Source organism: Ensifer aridi (assembly GCF_002078505.1).
GTDB classification, from domain to species: Bacteria; Pseudomonadota; Alphaproteobacteria; order Rhizobiales; family Rhizobiaceae; genus Sinorhizobium; species Sinorhizobium aridi.
On record NZ_LUAV01000012.1, the window covers coordinates 98335 to 117073 of the forward strand.

An 18739-nucleotide genomic window follows, 5' to 3' on the forward strand; every position below is an offset into this window, starting at 1 on the left:
AGGGCCGCGGCGGTTCCCCGCCGCAGCCCTTTCAACTGCGTCCTTGATTCCGATCAGGCCGTCGCACAGCCGAGGAATTCCTTGATCTCGTAGCCGGGCATGAATTTGCCGACGCGTTTGATCTCCCACTCCAGCTTGACGCCCGAATGCTCCATCACCCGCTGGCGCACGGTCTCGCCGAGATATTCGAGCTCGTAGCCGGTCGCCTGGCCGGTATTGATCATGAAGTTGCAATGGAGCGGCGACATTTGGGCGCTGCCGATCATCATGCCGCGGCAGCCGGCCTCGTCGATCAGCTTCCAGGCGGAATGGCCTTCCGGGTTCTTGAAGGTGGAGCCGCCGGTCTTCTCGCGAATCGGCTGCACCGTCTCGCGGTGCTGGCGCACGCCGTCCATGTCGCTGCGGATTTTGGCTTTGTGTTCCGCATAGCCCTCGAAGATCGCGTGCGTGAAGATCAGTTCCTTGGCCGCGTCGGAGTGGCGGTAGGCATAGCCCATGTCGGCATTGCTCAAGACATGCTTGTTGCCCTTGCGGTCGACCGCATGGACCTCGACGACGCGCTCGCTCGTCTCGCTGCCATTGGCGCCGGCGTTCATTCTCAGCGCGCCGCCGATCGAACCCGGAATGCCGTAGTAAAAATAGAAGCCGCCGATACCGTGGTCGAGCGCCATGGCGGCGATGTTCTTGTCCGGGCAGATCGCGCCGGCCTTGATGCGATTGTCGCCGACGAGTTCGAGATCGCCGAAGCCCTTGGCCGAAAGCCGGATGACGACGCCCGGAATGCCGCCATCGCGCACGAGCAGGTTCGAGCCGACACCGACCACCATCACCGGAACATCCTTGGGCACGAGCTTCAGGAAGGCGACGAGATCATCCGTGTCGTGCGGCTGGAACATGAGCTCGGCGAGACCGCCGGCGCGAAACCAGGTGACGCGATCCATCGGGGCATCGGGCGTGATGCGTCCGCGGATTGCGTCGACGCCGCTTCCGAGCGCATCGAGGAGTTTCTGACCATTGACCTGTTTCATGCTCAATTTCCTGAAATGTCCGCAAGCTCCTTGGGCAAGGCCGCGGCCCAGTAGGTGATGCTACCAGCCCCCAAGAGAACCACAAAATCGCCCGGCTGCGCAATCTTGGCGACAATAGGCGCAATAGCCTCCTGGCCGGTGACGTAGCGCGCGTCGCGGTGTCCGGCGGCCTTGATGCTGTTGACGAGCGCTTGCGAATTGACGCCGTCGATCGCCTCCTCGCCTGCGGCATAGACCGGGGTGATCAGGATCGTGTCGGCATCGTTGAAGCAGGACGTGAAGTCCTCGAACAGGCTTGACAGACGCGTGTAGCGATGCGGCTGGTGGATTGCGATGATGCGCCCCTGGCAAGCCTCGCGCGCTGCCCTGAGGACCGCCTTGATCTCGACCGGATGATGACCGTAATCGTCGAAGATGCGCGCGCCGTTCCATTCGCCCGTCAGCGTGAAGCGGCGCTTGACGCCGCCGAAGGAGGCGAGCCCCTTGGCAATGTCCTCCGGCTTGATCCCGAGGCGCTGCGCGACTGCAATGGCGGCAGTGGCATTGGAAATGTTGTGGCGGCCCGGCATGGGCAGCTTGAGGTCCTTGAGCTCGATCACCTGACCGGTTCGGCGGCGGCGGATCTCGATATCGAAGATCGAGGTCGCGCCGTCCATGCGGACATTGTGGAAGCGTACATCGGCTTGCGGGTTCTCGCCGTAAGTGACGATCTTTCGGTCTTCGATCTTGCCGACCATGGTCTGCACCTCGGGGTGATCGAGGCAAAGCACACCGAAGCCGTAAAAGGGCACGTTCTCGACGAACTGCCGGAAGGCGGCGCGCACGGCGTCGAAATTGCCGTAGTGGTCGAGATGCTCCGGATCTATATTGGTGACGACGGCGATGTCGGCCGGCAGCTTCAGAAAGGTGCCGTCGGACTCGTCCGCCTCGACGACCATCCACTCGCCGGCGCCCATGCGCGCATTGGTGCCGTAGGCATTGATGATGCCGCCGTTGATGACCGTCGGATCCAGCCCGCCCGCATCGAGCAGGGCGGCGATCATCGAGGTCGTCGTCGTCTTGCCGTGGGTGCCGCCGATCGCGATCGCGTTGCGGAAGCGCATGAGTTCGGCGAGCATCTCCGCGCGGCGCACGACGGGAAGGAATTTTTCGCGCGCGGCGATGAGTTCCGGATTGTCCTTCTTGATCGCGGTCGAGACGACCACAACTTCGGCGTCGCCGAGATTTTCGGCCTTGTGCCCGATCGAGACCTTGATGCCCTTGTCTCTGAGCCGCTGGACATTGGCGCTGTCGGATTGATCCGAGCCCTGGACGCGATGCCCGAGATTGTGGAGCACCTCTGCGATCCCGCTCATGCCGATGCCGCCGATACCGATGAAATGTACGAGCCCGATCGTCTTCGGCATTTTCATGAGCGTGTTTCCTTGAATTTCGCGACTGTCGAGCCGCTGGCAATAGCCTCTACCAGGGATGCAAGCAAGCGCGCTGCATCCGGCTTGCCGGTTTCGCGGGCACTGGCAGCCATCCGCGCCAGCGCCTCCGGATTGTTCATCGCGTCGGAGAGAATGCCGGCGAGCCGTTCGGCGGTAAGCTCCACCTGCGCGATCACTCGTGCTCCTCCCTTGTCGGCAAGGGCCGCGGCATTGGCTGCCTGATCGTGGTCAAGCGCGTAGGGATAGGGCACAAGGATGGCCGGCCGGCCGATCACCGAGATTTCCGAAACGGTCGAAGCGCCGGAGCGGCAGATGACGAGCTGTGCCGAGGCGATGCGCGCGGCCATGTCGGTGAAGAAATGTGAGACTTCGGCGGCGACCCCGAGTTTCTCATAGGCGGCGATGACGCCTTCCCTGTCCTCGGGCCGCGCCTGCTGCGTCACCTTGAGCCGTTGACGCAAAGCGTCATCCAGACGGCAGACCGCCTGCGGCACCGCCTTCGAAAAATATTGCGCGCCCTGGCTGCCGCCGAAGACGACGAGATGAAAGGGCGTCTCACCGGAGGACGTCGCGTAGGATGCGCCAGCGGCCTCGATGACGGCAGGGCGTACGGGGTTCCCGGTCGTCACGGTCTTTGCCGCGAACGCTCCGCCTCCTTCCGGGAGGAAGCCGCCGGCAATCGCTTGTACGCGCGATGCAAGCATCTTGTTCGCCCGGCCCATCACGGCATTCTGTTCGTGGATGAGCGACGGCACACCCATGCCGGTCGCGGCAAGCAGCGGCGGCACCGTCGGATAGCCACCGAAGCCGACGACCGCCCGGGGCTTGATACGGCCAATCAGCCGCCGCGCCGCCCTCAGACCCGTCCATAGCTTCCACACCGATTGGGCGAGCTTCACGGGATTTCTCGAACCGATCGTCGCCGACGGCACAACGTGGATTTCGTCGGCCGGGAACTTGCCGGCGAAGCGCTCTGCGCGGCTGTCCGTCACGAGGTGCACGGAATAGCCCGACACCCTCAGCTCATGGGCCAGCGCTTCGGCGGGAAAAAGGTGGCCGCCGGTACCGCCGGCGGCAAGGAGGATGATGCCCTTGTCCATGTCTTACTCCGCCGGCACTCCGACGCCGGATCGAAAGAGGCTGCGTTCGACCGCGCGTTTTTCTGGCCGGTGACGGGTGAGCGCCAGAATGAAGCCCGCCGTCACGCAGATCGCCACCATCGACGAGCCGCCATAGGAAATCAAAGGCAGGGTCATGCCTTTCGCCGGAAGCAATTCGAGGTTCACGCCGATATTGATCATCGACTGGATACCGATCTGCAGGACGAGGCCGGCAACGGCAAAACGATTGAAATCGTTGCGCTCGCGGAAGGCATGATTGAGGCCGCGCATGACCAGGAAGGCGAAGATCACCACGATGACCATGCAGAAGACGATGCCGAACTCCTCCGCAGCTACAGAGAAGATGAAGTCGGTATGGCTATCCGGAATGATGCGCTTGACGACACCTTCGCCGGGCCCGCGACCGAACCAGTCGCCGCGGATGATCGCCTCGCGGGCGGTATCTACCTGGAATGTATCGCCCTCGCCGGTCAAGAACCGGTCGATGCGGCCGGCGACGTGCGGCAGGACGGTGTAGGCTGCGAAGAAACCGCCCGCCGCCACCCCTGCAAGGATGATGATCCACAGCCACGGCATGCCGGCCATGAAGAACATGCCACCCCAGACCACGGTGGTCAGGATCGTCTGACCGAGGTCGGGCTGGGCGACGAGCAGCGCCCCTACGATGCCGAAGAGCAGGATCGAGAGCAAGTTGCCCGGGATTTCCGGCTGCCGCGCATGCTCAGCAAAAAGCCACGCACAGACGACCACGAAGGCCGGCTTCATGAATTCCGAAGGTTGGACCGAGATGCCGGCGAGCGATATCCATCGCCGCGAACCCTTGACCTCCTGTCCGAAGAAGAGCGCCAGCACCATCATCGCGAGCGAGACGACGAGCAGGATTATCGCCGCGCGCCTCACTTGCCGCGGCGAGAGGAAGGAAATGCCCACCATCACGGCGAGAGACGGGAGCAGGAAAAGCGCGTGACGCTTGACGAAGTGGAAGCTGTCGAGGCCGAGCCGCTCGGCGACCGGGGGGCTCGCCGCAAACGAGAGCATAAAACCGACGCCCATCAGGAGGATGAAGGTCGCCAGGAAAAACCTGTCTATCGTCCAGAACCAGTCGGCCACAGGGCCACGTTCGGCTCGGCTTACCATCTGTCTGTCCCCTTTCCAGTCCGGCCTGAGCCGTCAGATGAGCATGGTCACGCCTTCGAGCGTCGCGACGTGACCGACAAAGGCATCACCGCGCACCTCGAAGTTCTTGTACTGGTCGAAGCTTGCGCAGGCCGGGGAAAGCATCACCGCCGCCGGGCCTTCCATATCCCGCGCCGCATCCGCCGCCGCATGCGCGACCGCCTTTTCCAACGTACCGGAAATCTCGTAGGGCACCGCCTCGCCGAGCGTCGCCGCAAAGGCAGGCGCCGCCTCGCCGATGAGATAGGCCTTGACAATCTTCGGGAAGAACGGCGTTAGCGACGTGATACCGCCCTCCTTCGGCAGCCCGCCGGCGATCCAATAGATGCGATCGTAGCTCGAAAGCGCTGGCGCCGCCGCATCCGCATTGGTCGCCTTACTGTCGTTCACGAAGACGATCTCGCCCTTTCGCGCGACCGGCTGCATCCGGTGCTTGAGACCGGGGAAGGTCCTGAGACCGTTCACGATGTCCTTTTCGGAGACGCCGACCGCAAGACAGGCGGCAATCGCAGCGGCCGCATTCTGCGCATTGTGTCCGCCGCGCAGCGTCTGGATATCGGCGAGATCGGCAAAGGGCGACGATGTGCCCCCTTTCGCGCGCATCAGCACCGAGCCCTCCGCATATATTCCGTCGGCAAGCGGTTGACGCCGCGAAATGCGCACGACCTTTGTTCCGGCCCGCTCCACCCGGTCGGCGATCAGGCTGGAATAGCTGTCGTCGACGCCGACCACCGCGGTTCGGCTGCCGGCCACCAGCCGTTCCTTGATATCGGCATAGTGCTGCATCGTGCCGTGCCGGTCCAAGTGATCCGGCGTCAGGTTGAGCAGGATGCCGGCCGTCGGATCAAGCGTCGGCGCGAGATCGATCTGATAGGAAGAACACTCCACCACGTAGAAGCGGTCCGCCTTCGGCGGGTCGAGCGTCAGCACGGCCGTGCCGATATTGCCGCCGAGTTGCGTGTCGCGCCCGCTTGTCTTCAGGATATGGGCGATCAGCGCCGTGGTCGTCGACTTGCCGTTGGTGCCGGTGATCGCGATGAAAGGACAATCGGGCGCATGCGCGCGCCGCTCGCGCACGAAAAGCTCGACGTCGCCGATGATCTCGACGCTCGCTTGACGGGCAAGATCAACGCTCCAGTGCGGCTTCGGATGTGTCAGCGGGACGCCGGGCGAAAGCACGAAAGCGGCGAAGCCACCCCAGTCGACGTGGTGCAGATCGGCCGTCGCGATGCCTGCAGCGGTTGCCTTGGCGACGCTGTCGGGATTGTCGTCCCAAGCCGTGACGTTCGCTCCGCCCGCAACGAGCGCCTGGGCCGTCGCCAATCCCGACCCCCCCAGTCCGAAAAGTCCGACTTTCTTCCCCTTGAATGTGGTGACCGGGATCATCTTTCGCTCACCGCAGCTTCAGAGTGGAAAGACCGATCATCGCAAGGATGACGGCGATGATCCAGAAGCGGATCACCACTTGGCTCTCCGTCCAGCCCTTCTTTTCGAAGTGATGATGGATCGGCGCCATGAGGAACACGCGGCGGCCCGTACGCTTGAACCAGAAGACCTGGATGATGACCGACAGGGTCTCGATGACGAAGAGGCCGCCGATGATAATCATGACGATCTCGTGCTTGGTGGCGACCGCGACGGTCCCGATCAAGCCGCCGAGCGCAAGCGAACCGGTATCGCCCATGAAGATCGCGGCCGGCGGCGCGTTGAACCAGAGGAAGCCCAATCCCGCGCCGATCACGGCACCCAGGATCACTGCGAGCTCGCCGGTGCCGGGCACGAAATGGATCTGCAGATAGTTTGCGAAGACGGCATTACCGGCGAGATAGGCGATCAGGCCGAAGGCTGCGGAGGCGATCATCACCGGCACGATCGCAAGTCCGTCGAGACCATCCGTCAGGTTCACGGCATTGCCCGCGCCGACGATGACGAAACCGCCGAAGAGCACGAAGAAATAGCCGAGATTGAGCATCAGGTCTTTGAAGAAGGGAAAGGTCAGCGATGAGCCGAAAGTGGAGCCTCCCGATCCCGCCGAAAGCGCCGCCTTCATCATGAAGAAAACGGCGATGGCGGCGATCGCGAATTCGATGCCGAGGCGCGCCTTGCCGGAAAAGCCCTTGTCCGACTGCTTGGTCACCTTGAGATAGTCGTCGTAGAAGCCGATCGCACCGAAGCCGAGCGTCACCAATAGCGTCGAGACGACATAGATGCTCGAAAGATCGGCCCAGAGCAGCGACGAGACCACGATGCCGGTCAGAATCATCAGCCCGCCCATTGTGGGCGTGCCGGCTTTCTTGAAGTGGGTCTGGGGTCCATCGGCGCGGATGGGCTGGCCCTTGCCTTGGCGGATGCGCAACGAGGCGATCATTGCCGGTCCGAACAGGAACACGACCAAGGCGGAGGTGAAGAGAGCCGCACCCGTGCGGAAGGTGATGTAGCGGAAGAGATTGAAGAATTGAAAGTGGTCCGCCAGTTCCACAAGCCAGATGAGCATTAGGGACCTTCCCCCAGAAGTTTAGAATCGGACAGCGTCCAACAGAATCATCTGATAGACGATACCCACTTGCGTTCGACTATGTTAGGGCCATTTCCCCTGGCCGCGCGCTGTATCCACCAGCAATGGTGGCAGCGCCCGTTATACTTCCCCCGCTACGGTCGGCACTTCGGGGTATGCTTCTAGGAGCGCCTGGACGATCTTTGCGCAGCCCGTACCTTTCGAAGATTTGACCATCACCACGTCGCCGGCCGTAAGCGCCCCGAGTACATAAGTCCTCAGGTCGTCGACCGACTCCCGGTAAATTGTGGAAACCTCCGGCGGCAGCGCGTCGCGCAAATGCACCATCTCGGGTCCGGCCAACCAAACGTCCGCGATGCCCGCATCAACGATCGGTTCCGCGAGTCCGGCATGCACCGCTGCCGCGTGCTCGCCCATCTCCAGCATGTCGCCGAGGATCGCGACGCGGCGCCCGCCCGGCGGCGGCTCCGCATCACGAAGGAGCGAGATCGCCGCCCGCATTGAAGCCGGGTTGGCATTATAGCTTTCGTCAATCAGCGTGAGGTAGCCGGCCCCGACCGCGAGACGATGCCGCAAGCCCCTGCCCTTTTCCGGCTGCATGGTGGCAAACGAAGCAACGACGTGGTTCATATCCGCCCCGGCCAACGCCGCCGCCGCGATCACCGCCAGCGCATTTTCGGCGATATGGCGTCCCGGCGCGCCAATCGCGATTTCCAGGGTCCTGCCGCCGATCGCGGCCCAGAGCACGGATCCCTCCGCCCCACCGGCGAACTCGGCCAGGCGAAATTCCGACTTCGGATTGGCGCCGAAGGAATGGATGTGGCTGACGCCCGCCGCTGCAGCCGCCCTCTCCAGGAGATCGTATTGCGCGCTGTCGCGATTGATGACCGCGTGGCCGCCACTGACGACCCCCTCGAAGATCTCAGCCTTCGCCGCCGCGATCTCATCGAGGCTCGAGAAATTGCCGAGATGAGCGGCGGCAATGCTGGTGACGACCGCCACATGCGGACGGACCATCCCCGTCAACGGACGGATCTCGCCGGGGTGATTCATGCCGATCTCGAAGATGCCGAAATCGGTCGCTTCCGGCATGCGCGCAAGCGTCAGCGGCACGCCCCAATGATTGTTGAAAGAAGCGACGGAGGCATGGACACGGCCGAGCGGGGAAAGCACGTGCCGCAACATCTCCTTCGTCGTCGTCTTTCCGACCGAACCGGTTACGGCGATGATCTTGGCGGCGCTGCGGTCGCGTGCCGCGCAGCCGAGCCGGATCATCGCCTCCAGGACATCATCGACGACGATCATCGGTGCGATCAGCCGTCCGAGCGCCGGCAGCTTCGCCTCGCTGACGACAAGCACCGAGGCTCCGTTCGCAAGGGCGATGCCGGCATAGTCGTGGCCGTCGACGCGATCGCCCTTGATGGCGAAGAAGGCCTCTCCCTTGCTGATCGTGCGGCTGTCGATCGAAACACCGGTGATCCCTTCCGGCAGATTGCCGACCGGGCGGCCGTTCATCGCGGCCATAAGATCGCTGATTGTCCAGAGCCAGTTCAAATCAAAGACCTCCCAGTGCCTTGCGCACCTCCGCATGGTCGGAGAACGGCAGTGTCACAGAGCCGATCGTTTGCCCCTCTTCATGCCCCTTGCCGGCAACGATCAGCGTGTCGCCGGTCTTGAGCATGCCGACGGCGGTGCGGATCGCTTCGGCGCGATCGGCGATCTCGGTCGCGCCGTTGGCGCCGGCCATGATCTCGGCACGGATCACCTCGGGCACCTCCGAGCGCGGATTGTCGTCGGTGACGATGACGACATCGGCGAGCCGGCTGGCGATCTCGCCCATGATCGGGCGCTTGCCCTTGTCCCGGTCGCCGCCGCAGCCGAAGACGATGATCACGCGGCCGGTCGTAAACGGACGCACGGACTCCAGCACGTTCGCGAGCGCGTCGGGCTTGTGCGCGTAATCCACATAGGCGAGCGCGCCGTCCCTCGTCTGGCCGACGAGCTCCAGCCGGCCTGAAGCACCCTGCAATTTCTCAAGCGCCGAGAAGGCCGCCTTGGCGGTGATGCCCGTCGACATTGCGAGGCCGGCGGCAACAAGCGCGTTGGCGACCTGGAAGTCGCCGGCGAGCGGCACGTGGATTTCGAAGATGTCGTCGCCGACATGCACCTCTGCCGACTGCTTGTGGCGGAAATGTTCGACGCGCTTCAGCGAGATGAAATCGCCGTTGCGGCCGACGGTGCGGACATCCTGCCCGGCCTTTCGCGCCGCAGCGATCGCCTCGGCCGACCATTGGTCGTCGGCGAAGATCACCGCCGGCGAACCCTTCGGCAGGAGCGCGCCGAAGAGGCGCATCTTTGAGGCCATGTAGTGCTCGACCGTGGGATGGTAGTCCATGTGGTCGCGGCCGAGATTGGTGAAGGCGGCAGCGGCAAGCCGGACGCCATCGAGCCTGTTCTGATCGAGGCCGTGGCTGGAGGCCTCCATCGCCGCATGGGTGACGCCTTCGCCGGCAAGTTCGGCGAGCAGCTTGTGCAGCGAGACCGGATCCGGGGTGGTGAGAGACCCGTATTCGTTGCGACCCGGCGCCACCACGCCGGTCGTGCCGATCATCGCCGCCGAGAGGCCCGAATGCGCCCATATCTGCCGCGTGAAGGAGGCGACCGACGTCTTGCCCGCCGTTCCCGTCACCGCCACCATGGTTTCGGGCTGGCGCCCGTAGAAGGCGGCAGCGGCTTTCGCGAGAAAGCGGCGCGGCTCTGAAAGAGAGAAGACCGGCGTGCCCGCATCCACATGTGCGTCGGCGGCGACGACAGCCGCAGCACCGCGTGCGATGGCATCGGCGATATAGGCGGCGCCATTCGCCTTCGTCCCGGCGACGGCGACGAAGAGATCGCCCGGCTTGACCTCTCGGCTATCGGCCGTGATGCCTCCAATCTCGATGTCCGAGGCATCGCCCGTCAGTTGTGCCGAAAGTTCCGGGAAACTTGTTCCCGCCAGGTCCTTGATCTTCATGAACTGCATGTCTCACGTCGATGTGATCCGCCGTAACCGCGAATCGTCCGCATTCTCATTTCATGGTCAATAAGACACAAGCAAGGCAGAACCGTCTTCACCGAATTTCGGTTCGACACCAAGAAGCGGCGCGGAGCGGCTGATGATGTCGCGCACCATGGGAGCGGCATTCGAGCCTGCGGTGCGGCCTCCGCCCTCGCCGGTTTTCGGCGCATCGATGAAGGTCAGCACGATATATTTCGGATCGTCGATCGGAAAGGCGGCGAGGAAGGCGTTGAAGTTCAGGTCGTTGGCATAGCGGCCATTGACGACCTTGTCGGCGGTGCCGGTCTTGCCGCCGACATTGAAGCCCGGAACGAGCGCCCGCTTACCCGAGCCGGCTATACCGTTCCAGCGAAGCAGGTAGCGCATGTCGTTGCTTGTGCTTTCCTTGACGACGGCAGCGGCGAGCTCGCTCGCCTGTTCCTCGCTGCGTGGCAGGAAGGTTGGAGGGATGAGCTTGCCGCCATTGACCAGAGCGGCGCCGGCAACCGCCGTCTGCAGCGGCGTCGTCGAGACGCCGTGGCCGAAGGAGATCGTAATGGAGTTGATCTTCTTCCACTCGCGCGGCTGGCTCGGCGCTTTGACTTCCGGAAGCTCAGTCGGCAGCTTCGTGAGCAGGCCAAGCCTGGTGAGGAACTCCTTGTGTCCGGGAATTCCTACCAGATCGGCGATCTTGGCCGTGCCGATGTTCGAGGAATACTGGAATATTTCCGGCACGGTGAGCACGCGGCGCTTGCCATGGAAGTCCTTGATGGTGAACCCGCCGATGCGGATGGGAGCGGTCGCATCGAAGCTGTCGTTGAGCGTCACCTTGCCGGAATCGAGACCCATGGCAATGGTGAAGGTCTTGAAGGTGGAGCCCATCTCGAACGTGCCGTTCGACATGCGATTCATCCAGCCCTCTTCAGCCCCTTCCGCAGGCTTGTTGGGGTCATAGTCCGGAACAGAGGCCATCGCTAGTACTTCGCCGGTGTGTACGTCCATCACGACGGCACCGGCGGCGATCGCCTGATAGTTCTTCATGCCGGAATCGATGACGTCGCGCACGATGTTCTGGACACGCACATCTATCGAGAGCCTGACCGGCTCGAGCTTGGCGTCGCTGGTCATGCCGATCGCCGCGAGATCGGCGAGCCCCTGGCTGTCGATGTAGCGCTCCATGCCGGCGACGCCGCGGTTGTCGATATTGACGTGGCCGAGAATATGCGCGGCGGTTGGCCCGCCGGGATAGAAACGTCGCTTCTCCGGACGGAAGCCGATGCCCGGGATGCCAAGCGCAAGTATCTCGCCCTGCTGCTTTGGAGTCAGTTGACGGCGCAGCCATTGGAAACGCGAGTTGGACTTGAGCTTGTTGTAGATCTCGCGTGCATTGAGGTCGGGCAGGACCGTGGCAAGCCGTTCCACCGCCTCATCCGCATCGACGATCTTGTGCGGCTCGGCATAGAGCGAGACGGTGCGGATATCGGTCGCGAGGATTTCGCCGTTGCGGTCGAGGATATCGGGCCGGGAGGCCATCAGGCTGTCGGCGCGGCCGATCGAGGAAACCGTCTCCGGTTGCGCGAGACCGTATTGCACCAGTCGTCCGCCGATCACCGCGTAGACGATGCCGAAGCTGGCGATGATGATCGCTACCCGGCTCTTCGCCTGGCTGGCGGTCTTCTTGCGCGTTCCCTGGAAAGTGACATTGAGCCCGCCATCAGCCGGGCGATTATTGCCGCCCGCCGAAAAATGCGCCTTGCTTTTCAGCACCATGATACGGGAGAGAAACGACATCAGCGCGCCACCGAACCTGTTGCGATATTATCGGCATTGATCACCGCGGCGACGCCGTCCTCGGCCGCCTCCTCGTGGCCGGCTTCGTCATCGGCCGCCTTACTTGCGGCCATCTTGTCTTTGCTTGCCCCATCTTTGACTGCCTTCTCTTTGCCCTCTTCCGGCGGCGGCAACTCGGCCTTGAGCATCGGCAGTTCCTGTGGCCGCGCAAGCTGTGTCGACGGCGTCGGCGCCAGCTGCAGGTCGACGGCGAAGGCGTCGACCAGTCTTTCCAGCCGGTTCGGCTGCGTCAGAAGCGCCCAGTCGGCCCTGAGCAGATCGATCGTGTCTTCCTCAAGCTTGATCGCAGCATCGAGCCTGCGGACCTCCTCGAGCTTGTTCTCGGCCTGGTGCTTGATCGTGTAGGTGACCGTGGCGGCCGCCGTCATGATGACGATCAGGACAATATCGAGCGTTCTGAGCATCGTCTCCTAGCCTCCCAGCCTTGCAAGGCTCGCCAGTTCCGGCAGATTGAAAATGGACAGATCGTCTCCAGGCGACGGGGCTTCCGTGCGGATGCCGGCTCTGAGTTTGGCCGACCGGGCGCGCGGGTTGCGGGACGCTTCTTCCTCGCTCGCCGCAATCATAGGCTTGCCGACTGGTGTGAAGGTTGCGGCGCGCTCGGCCACCATCGGCAGATGGCGCGAACCACTCGCCTTGCCGGATCGATCCTGGAAGAACGTCTTGACGACCCTGTCTTCGAGCGAATGAAAGGTGACGACGACGAGCCGTCCCCCGGGCTTCAGCACCCGTTCGGCGGCAAAGAGCGCATTGGCGAGCTCGCCGAGCTCGTCGTTGACGAAGATGCGCAGCGCCTGGAAGACCCGTGTCGCCGGATGAATCTTGTCCTTGGCCTTACGCGGCGTCACCAATTCGATGAGACCGGCGAGGTCGCGCGTCGTTTCGAAAGGCTGCTCGGCCCGACGCTTCTCGATCGCGCGGGCGATGCGCCCCGCCTGCTTCTCCTCGCCGAGAAAGCCGAAGATGCGAATAAGATCGGAAACCTTGGCGCGATTGACGACGTCGGCGGCGGAAACGCCCGCTCCCGACATGCGCATGTCGAGCGGCCCCTGCTTCTGGAAGGAAAAGCCGCGCTCCGCCTCATCGATCTGCATCGAAGAGACGCCGATATCGAGCACGACGCCGTCGAGTCCGCCTTCGGGCGCATGATCGCCAAGTTCGGAGAAACGGGCATGGACGAGCTTGAGCCGGCCTTCGGCGGCGGCGACGAGCGACTGGCCGGCGGCGATCGCCGTCGGATCGCGGTCGAGCGCGATCACGTCTGCGCCGGCCTTGAGGATCGCGGACGTATAGCCGCCAGCACCGAAGGTGCCGTCGAGAATGACCTTTCCGGGAGCCGGTTCAAGCGCTGCGAGCACTTCGGCAAGCATGACGGGAATGTGACGAACCGGTCCGCCGTCGGCTTCAGAAGCTCCGCCGCCTTGATCCGTCACCATTCCGCCTCTCCACTCTATTCCGGACGCAGCCCCCGTTGCTTGCGCCCTTCCCGGGCCTCCGCCTGCGCCCTCGCAAACGCCTGCGGCTCCCAGAGCTGAAAATGATCGCCCCGCCCGACAAAGGTCACGTCGGTCGAGATGCCGGTGAAGTCGCGGATGAAATCCGTCACCATCAACCGGCCCTCCGGGTCGAGCTTCACGAAGACGCCGCCCCCGTGAACGAGGAGCGACATCTGGTTGGCCGCATCCGAAAACGGATCCTCGGACGCCATCTGTCTCTCGAACCGGTCCAGAAGCTCCGGCCCGCCGACGCTGATCGCCGGAAAGACGAAGTCCTGGAAACAGTATAGCTCCCGCACACCCGCTTCCGAAAGCGCGGCGCGAAACGCCGAAGGCACGGAGACCCGCCCCTTGGCATCGATCCGGTTCGTAGCATGTGACAAGAAGCGGTTCATGACGCGAAACGGCCGCCTCCGACTGACGGGCCATAATCATCGACCCGCGCGAACACTCGCCTACGCGCGCAAAAGACCCCCGCCGGGCACGAGCGCGCCCGCCTGAACCCTCCGAAGAAGGAACCCTGGAATTTTGCGATGATGGGCCACGACGCGGCCCTTGCGCAGTACCATTATGGGATAACATGGGACCATATGGGCGTCAATGGGAGAAGCTTGTAAACAGCCTCGCGGATGATCAAATATTGATAGGTTGTTAAGTTTAACAAAGGGTTACGATCCGGCCCCTAATGCCTTGGAATCCCGTTCGAAAGCGGGCCGAGCCGGCGCCCGGTAAACCGGCCTTGGCGGGCTGATTCGTCAAAGGCCAAAAGCTTGAGACGCACCGCGTCGGGCGGGCGCCTGATCGAAGGGGAAAGAAGGCGCTGCGTCGAAAACGCCAGCGCGAAGGAACGGAAGAAAAATCGCCAGTTGGCCTGTAAGCCGGGTTCTGTATGGCCCCGCCTCCCGAAGGAAACGGAACGTGGCAGCCATTCATCTGGGACTGCGCTCGCGCGCAGCCTCGTGCAACCCACCCGGATGACGCGCCTGGAAACCGGCTGGGCGCTCGCGCGCCCGTGTCATCCCTATTCGGTCTTGCTCCCGGTGGGGTTTACCGTGCCGTCCATGTTGCCATGTCCGCGGTGGGCTCTTACCCCACCCTTTCACCCTTACTCCGCGAGCGGAGCGGTTTGCTTTCTGTGGCACTTTCCCTGGGGTCACCCCCGCCGGACGTTATCCGGCACCGTGTTTCCGTGGAGCCCGGACTTTCCTCACTCCGCGGCCTTTCGGCGCTTGCGGAGTGCGGCTGCCCGGCCAACTGGCAGAGGCTCATTAACCGACCGGGGCATGAAGCGCCAGAGAAATCGGCACTTCCCCGCTGCGGCGGCCGGCTTATCGATACGCGACCGCGAAATCGGTCTCGTATTCGTCGGCTTGGAGCCGACCGTCCATCACCAGCGCCGCACCCAGCCTGCCGATCTCGTCGGAGCTCTTGGCGGCCTGGCCGTTGCCGCCCGTCAGCACGGCGACGCGATCGCTCACGAAGCCGATATAGGGATAGCCGTGCCGCGTGAACGAGGTGACGCAAGGCGAAAAATGCGTCGAAACGGGCCTCAGCCCCGGCATCACTCCGGCAAGCAGGCCGCGCAGGTGATCGGCTGCTTCAGCACTACCGCTGCCGCGGAACCATTCCCGAATCGCCGGCTCGCTCTTAAGGATCCGATCGGTCGGATCACCGCCGATCTTGATGTAGTGTCTGCCATCGGCATAAGCAACCGGCGGGAGCAAATAGTAGCTCCTATCCTGTTCCGGCGCGGCACCGATCAATGACGGCATGCCGGCAAAGCCGGCGAGATCGTCGGGGCCGACCTCGGCGAAGAGCACGGTGCGCGCCTTCACCGTCAGGTCGATCGGTTGCGGAAGAAGCGCTTCCGAGAGGGAGAAGCCGCCCGCCGCGACGAGGATGCGCCCGGCGCTGACCGAATGCCGGTCAAGGGTCTTGACGAGGACGTGATCTGCGCCCTTCTCGACCGAGACCACTTCCGAACGGATCACGAGCGCACCAAACTTTTCAGCCGCGATCGTCTGTGCCCGTACGAGTGCGCGGGGATTGATGTAGCCCGCGCCACGCGCCTCGTGAACACCGCCGTAGCCATTCGGGAAGCGGAACCAGGGAAACTGCTCGGCGACGTCGTCGCCGAGGATCAGCGGCGCGTCGACGCCGAGCCTGTCCCGGGCACGCTCGACTTTTTCGAGATAGTCGAACGCACCGCCCGGAGCCGGCGCCGCGATCAGGCAGCCGACCTCGAAATAGAACTCGACGCCGCTCTGCTCGGCTATTTCTGGATAACGGTCAATCGATCGGCGAGCGAGCCGCGCCCAAACCGGATCGTTATCGATCGTGCGGGTGATGCGCGCATTGTCGTAGTGACTGGCGAAGACGCCGCCGTGATTGGCCCGATCTTCCGGCTCATCGGGGCCGACAAGAGCGACTCTGGCTCCGGCAAGCGCGAGATGACGCGCCGCCGCAGCGCCCATCATACCTTTGCCGACAATGACGAAGTCAAAGCTTTCCGACATGGCCTTCCCCGATCGTTCGTTCGCTGCGGAGATAGCATGCCGTTCAGCCTATGACACCGATTTCCTTCAAAGATTTAACGGTATGCCGGAACGCGAGACCTATCCGGCGTTGTCCCACAGCGCCGTGCGTCCTTTCAGGCACGCAAAGAATGCTGTAGCACTTTGGATTGCTGCATGTTTTTGTCCTTAAATCGGGACGGATACATGCAGTAGATCACAAGTCCAGGATGCTCATGACTTTACCGCAGTAGCGCTTCGAAACGGGATTCATCCGCTTGGCACCGTGGCCGGCATTATATTTGAGGATTGTGCCGCAGGTGGTGCCGTCCGAAAGCTCCTGCGCCTTGGCCAGATACATCATGCCGAACTTGATGTTGGTTTCCGGATCGTAGAGGCCCTTGGCGGATCCGGAATAGCCCATCATCCGGGCAGTGGCCGGCTTGATCTGCATCAGGCCGATTTCACCGGCGCTGCCGCGAGCCTCGGCGTTGAAGTTGCTTTCAACCTGTACGATGGCATGCGCGAGATCCACCGCGACCCCGTATTGCTTGGCGTAGGACTGGATGAGGATCGTATATTGCGAGCCGCGCATTAGCGTTAGATCCGGTTTCGGATAGCCTGTCGTTCGGGTCGCCGACGGGATCGCAGAGGTCTTGATGGTTTTGTCGATGCCCCCTGCATACGACGTACCCATCCCGGCGACGGACATGCAAAGGCATGCCGCCACCGCAGCAACAGACGATATTCTCATGTAGTTTGACGTCTCCGGTCTGAGGAACCGGCCGGACGGCGCACCCCACCGTCACGACCGAATTTCCCGATCGTTTTTTATTGACAGGGCCGCAGCGCGGGCGCCGCATTCCCTGCAGTTGATGCCGGGAAAATGAAGGGGCCATCGTGGTAAACATGTGGCAACGCGAAAAAATCGCGCACGAAAGCCCCACGCACGCTAATCTAGTGCAAGCGAGAATCGCTGCCTACGCGTTGAGTTTGGGGAGCGCCAAGAGCAGGCGATGAAGCGTATCGATGGTGGAAACGTCGGCGATGCCATCCACCCGCGATTGCCGGAAATGTCGCTGGAAGGCTGCCACTACGCCTTCGGTTTTCTGGCAGAAATCTCCCGTGATTTCAACGCCATAACCGTAAAGGGAAAGCATGGACTGAAGCGCTTCGACAGGCTGGCCTTGGTCACCACGCTGGAAGAAGCGCCCACCTGCGACCGGCGCCGGCTCCACCCAGTGCCCGACCCCGCGACGAAAAAGCACATCCCAGGGAAATTTTTCTCCCGGATCGACCTTGCGAATCGGTGCGATATCGCTGTGCGCGAGCACCCGTTCCGGGGCGATTTGCCAGCGTTGGCCACAGTCCCGACACAATTCGGCGACCGCTTCGATCTGCGCTTCGGGGAAGTCCGGCAGCCCATCCGGATGGCCGGCATTGGCGATCTCGATGCCGATGGAACAGGAATTGATGTCCGTCTCGCCCTTCCAGAAGCTCTTACCCGCATGCCAGGCGCGCCGCTCCTCCGGCACGAGTTGATCGACGCGCCCGTCCTCGTGAACAAAATAGTGGCTGGAGACCTGGCTCTCCTCGCGGCAGAGCCAGTCGAGCGCCGAGGCTCCCGTCTCCATGCCGGTATAGTGAAGGACGATCATGTCCGGCGTCCGCCCGCCAACGCGCTCGCCGTGATTGGGTGACGGCACGAAGCGGGCGCCGGGAAAATCGCAAGTCTTCGATGTCATGCGGCGCGGCGTTCTCTTTCGATCGCCTCGTAGGCCGCGTTCAGCGCCGCCATGCGATCGTTGGCGATCGCATGGAACTCCTTCGGCACGCCGCGCGCAACCAGCATGTCCGGGTGGTTCTCGGAAACGAGAACGCGATAGCGCTTGCGGATCTCGGAGAAGTCGTCCTTCGGAGACACACCGAGGACCAGATAGGGATCGCGGTCGTCCAAATGCACGTGGCGCGCCATGATGCGCTTGAAATGCGCCTCGTCCATTTTGAAGATTTCGGCCACGCGCATGAGGAAGGCGAGTTCCTTCTCATGCACCGCCCCGTCGGACTTCGCGATATGGAACAGACCGTCGACGATGTCTTCGAGAATCGGGCAGTTCCTCTCGCAGGAAGAGCAGAGCGACGCCATCTTCTCCGCATAGGCCTCATATCCCGCCACGTCCTGGCGCGCGAGATTGTAAAGCCGAGCGACGTTCTTCGCCTGGTCCGCGGGAAATTTGAAGATATCGCGGAAAGCGCTCACCTCGGCCTCGTTCACGATGCCGTCGGCCTTCGCCATTTTCGCCGAAAGCGCGATCATGGCGACCGAAAACGCCACCTTGCGCCGGGTCTCCGGATCCCCTTCGAAGAGTGTGCGAACCGCCTCGACAACCCCTGCAAGCGCATTGCCGGTGGTCGTGACGATCTTGAGAAGGTTGTCCCAGAATGACATGAGTGCGATTGTTCCCTGTCCACCACATGAGCATGACCCGATGTGGTGGCAAATTGCAAGCGGCTGACCGCGCGAACCGTCATGGCTGACGAATTTGTGATGGCCCCTCAATAAATCATA

General features: G+C 62.9%; 16 protein-coding genes and 1 other RNA gene. All 17 read right to left on the reverse strand.

Translation table 11 applies throughout. From position 1 onward, the window contains the following. Positions 1 to 53: 53 nt before the first annotated feature. A complete protein-coding gene (gene murB / locus AYK65_RS10625) occupies positions 54 to 1028 on the reverse strand; it encodes a UDP-N-acetylmuramate dehydrogenase (protein WP_046118868.1) in 975 nt (324 codons plus the stop codon). A 2-nt stretch (positions 1029 to 1030) separates the two neighbouring features. Continuing rightward, entirely contained in the window at positions 1031 to 2440 is a 1410-nt protein-coding gene (gene murC / locus AYK65_RS10630) for a UDP-N-acetylmuramate--L-alanine ligase (protein WP_046118867.1), read from the reverse strand. Beyond that, positions 2437 to 3561 carry an undecaprenyldiphospho-muramoylpentapeptide beta-N-acetylglucosaminyltransferase gene (murG, locus tag AYK65_RS10635; protein WP_046118866.1) on the reverse strand — a complete coding sequence of 375 codons (1125 nt, stop codon included), beginning with the start codon at positions 3559 to 3561 and terminating at the stop codon, positions 2437 to 2439. Before murG ends, murC begins: the two co-directional genes overlap by 4 nt. A gap of 3 nt (positions 3562 to 3564) precedes the next feature. Continuing rightward, on the reverse strand, positions 3565 to 4719 hold the full coding sequence (ftsW, locus tag AYK65_RS10640; RefSeq protein WP_026617779.1) for a putative lipid II flippase FtsW: 1155 nt from the start codon (positions 4717 to 4719) through the stop codon (positions 3565 to 3567). Positions 4720 to 4752: 33 nt separating this feature from the next. Beyond that, complete coding sequence (murD, locus tag AYK65_RS10645; protein ID WP_081158323.1) at positions 4753 to 6144, reverse strand: UDP-N-acetylmuramoyl-L-alanine--D-glutamate ligase; 1392 nt, start codon at positions 6142 to 6144, stop codon at positions 4753 to 4755. Between the two features lie 7 nt (positions 6145 to 6151). Further along, complete coding sequence (gene mraY / locus AYK65_RS10650) at positions 6152 to 7252, reverse strand: phospho-N-acetylmuramoyl-pentapeptide-transferase (RefSeq protein ID WP_026617781.1); 1101 nt, start codon at positions 7250 to 7252, stop codon at positions 6152 to 6154. A 141-nt stretch (positions 7253 to 7393) separates the two neighbouring features. Beyond that, complete coding sequence (locus AYK65_RS10655; RefSeq protein ID WP_046118864.1) at positions 7394 to 8827, reverse strand: UDP-N-acetylmuramoylalanyl-D-glutamyl-2,6-diaminopimelate--D-alanyl-D-alanine ligase; 1434 nt, start codon at positions 8825 to 8827, stop codon at positions 7394 to 7396. A 1-nt stretch (position 8828) separates the two neighbouring features. Further along, positions 8829 to 10286 carry a UDP-N-acetylmuramoyl-L-alanyl-D-glutamate--2,6-diaminopimelate ligase gene (locus tag AYK65_RS10660; protein ID WP_026617783.1) on the reverse strand — a complete coding sequence of 486 codons (1458 nt, stop codon included), beginning with the start codon at positions 10284 to 10286 and terminating at the stop codon, positions 8829 to 8831. 66 nt (positions 10287 to 10352) lie between these two features. After that, positions 10353 to 12101 (reverse strand): peptidoglycan D,D-transpeptidase FtsI family protein, encoded by a 1749-nt coding sequence (locus tag AYK65_RS10665; RefSeq protein ID WP_026617784.1) that lies wholly within the window; start codon positions 12099 to 12101, stop codon positions 10353 to 10355. After that, entirely contained in the window at positions 12101 to 12565 is a 465-nt protein-coding gene (gene ftsL / locus AYK65_RS10670) for a cell division protein FtsL (RefSeq protein ID WP_026617785.1), read from the reverse strand. The genes AYK65_RS10665 and ftsL overlap by 1 nt, the downstream gene beginning before the upstream one ends. 6 nt (positions 12566 to 12571) lie before the next feature. Further along, complete coding sequence (rsmH, locus tag AYK65_RS10675; protein WP_026617786.1) at positions 12572 to 13597, reverse strand: 16S rRNA (cytosine(1402)-N(4))-methyltransferase RsmH; 1026 nt, start codon at positions 13595 to 13597, stop codon at positions 12572 to 12574. A 14-nt stretch (positions 13598 to 13611) separates the two neighbouring features. Further along, positions 13612 to 14052, reverse strand: coding sequence for a division/cell wall cluster transcriptional repressor MraZ (mraZ, locus tag AYK65_RS10680; RefSeq protein ID WP_026617787.1), 441 nt, complete (start codon positions 14050 to 14052; stop codon positions 13612 to 13614). 463 nt (positions 14053 to 14515) lie between these two features. Further along, positions 14516 to 14915: RNase P RNA component class A (gene rnpB, locus AYK65_RS10685), an RNA gene on the reverse strand. A 70-nt stretch (positions 14916 to 14985) separates the two neighbouring features. Continuing rightward, the gene (locus AYK65_RS10690; RefSeq protein ID WP_026617788.1) at positions 14986 to 16173 is read right to left on the reverse strand and encodes an NAD(P)/FAD-dependent oxidoreductase; all 1188 of its coding nucleotides are present in this window, start codon (positions 16171 to 16173) and stop codon (positions 14986 to 14988) included. Between the two features lie 214 nt (positions 16174 to 16387). Next, complete coding sequence (locus AYK65_RS10700) at positions 16388 to 16924, reverse strand: lytic transglycosylase domain-containing protein (RefSeq protein WP_046118863.1); 537 nt, start codon at positions 16922 to 16924, stop codon at positions 16388 to 16390. A gap of 226 nt (positions 16925 to 17150) precedes the next feature. Beyond that, positions 17151 to 17915 (reverse strand): N-acetylmuramoyl-L-alanine amidase, encoded by a 765-nt coding sequence (locus tag AYK65_RS10705; protein WP_046118862.1) that lies wholly within the window; start codon positions 17913 to 17915, stop codon positions 17151 to 17153. Beyond that, positions 17912 to 18619 (reverse strand): J domain-containing protein, encoded by a 708-nt coding sequence (locus AYK65_RS10710; RefSeq protein WP_026617791.1) that lies wholly within the window; start codon positions 18617 to 18619, stop codon positions 17912 to 17914. Before AYK65_RS10710 ends, AYK65_RS10705 begins: the two co-directional genes overlap by 4 nt. Between the last annotated feature and the right edge of the window lie 120 nt (positions 18620 to 18739).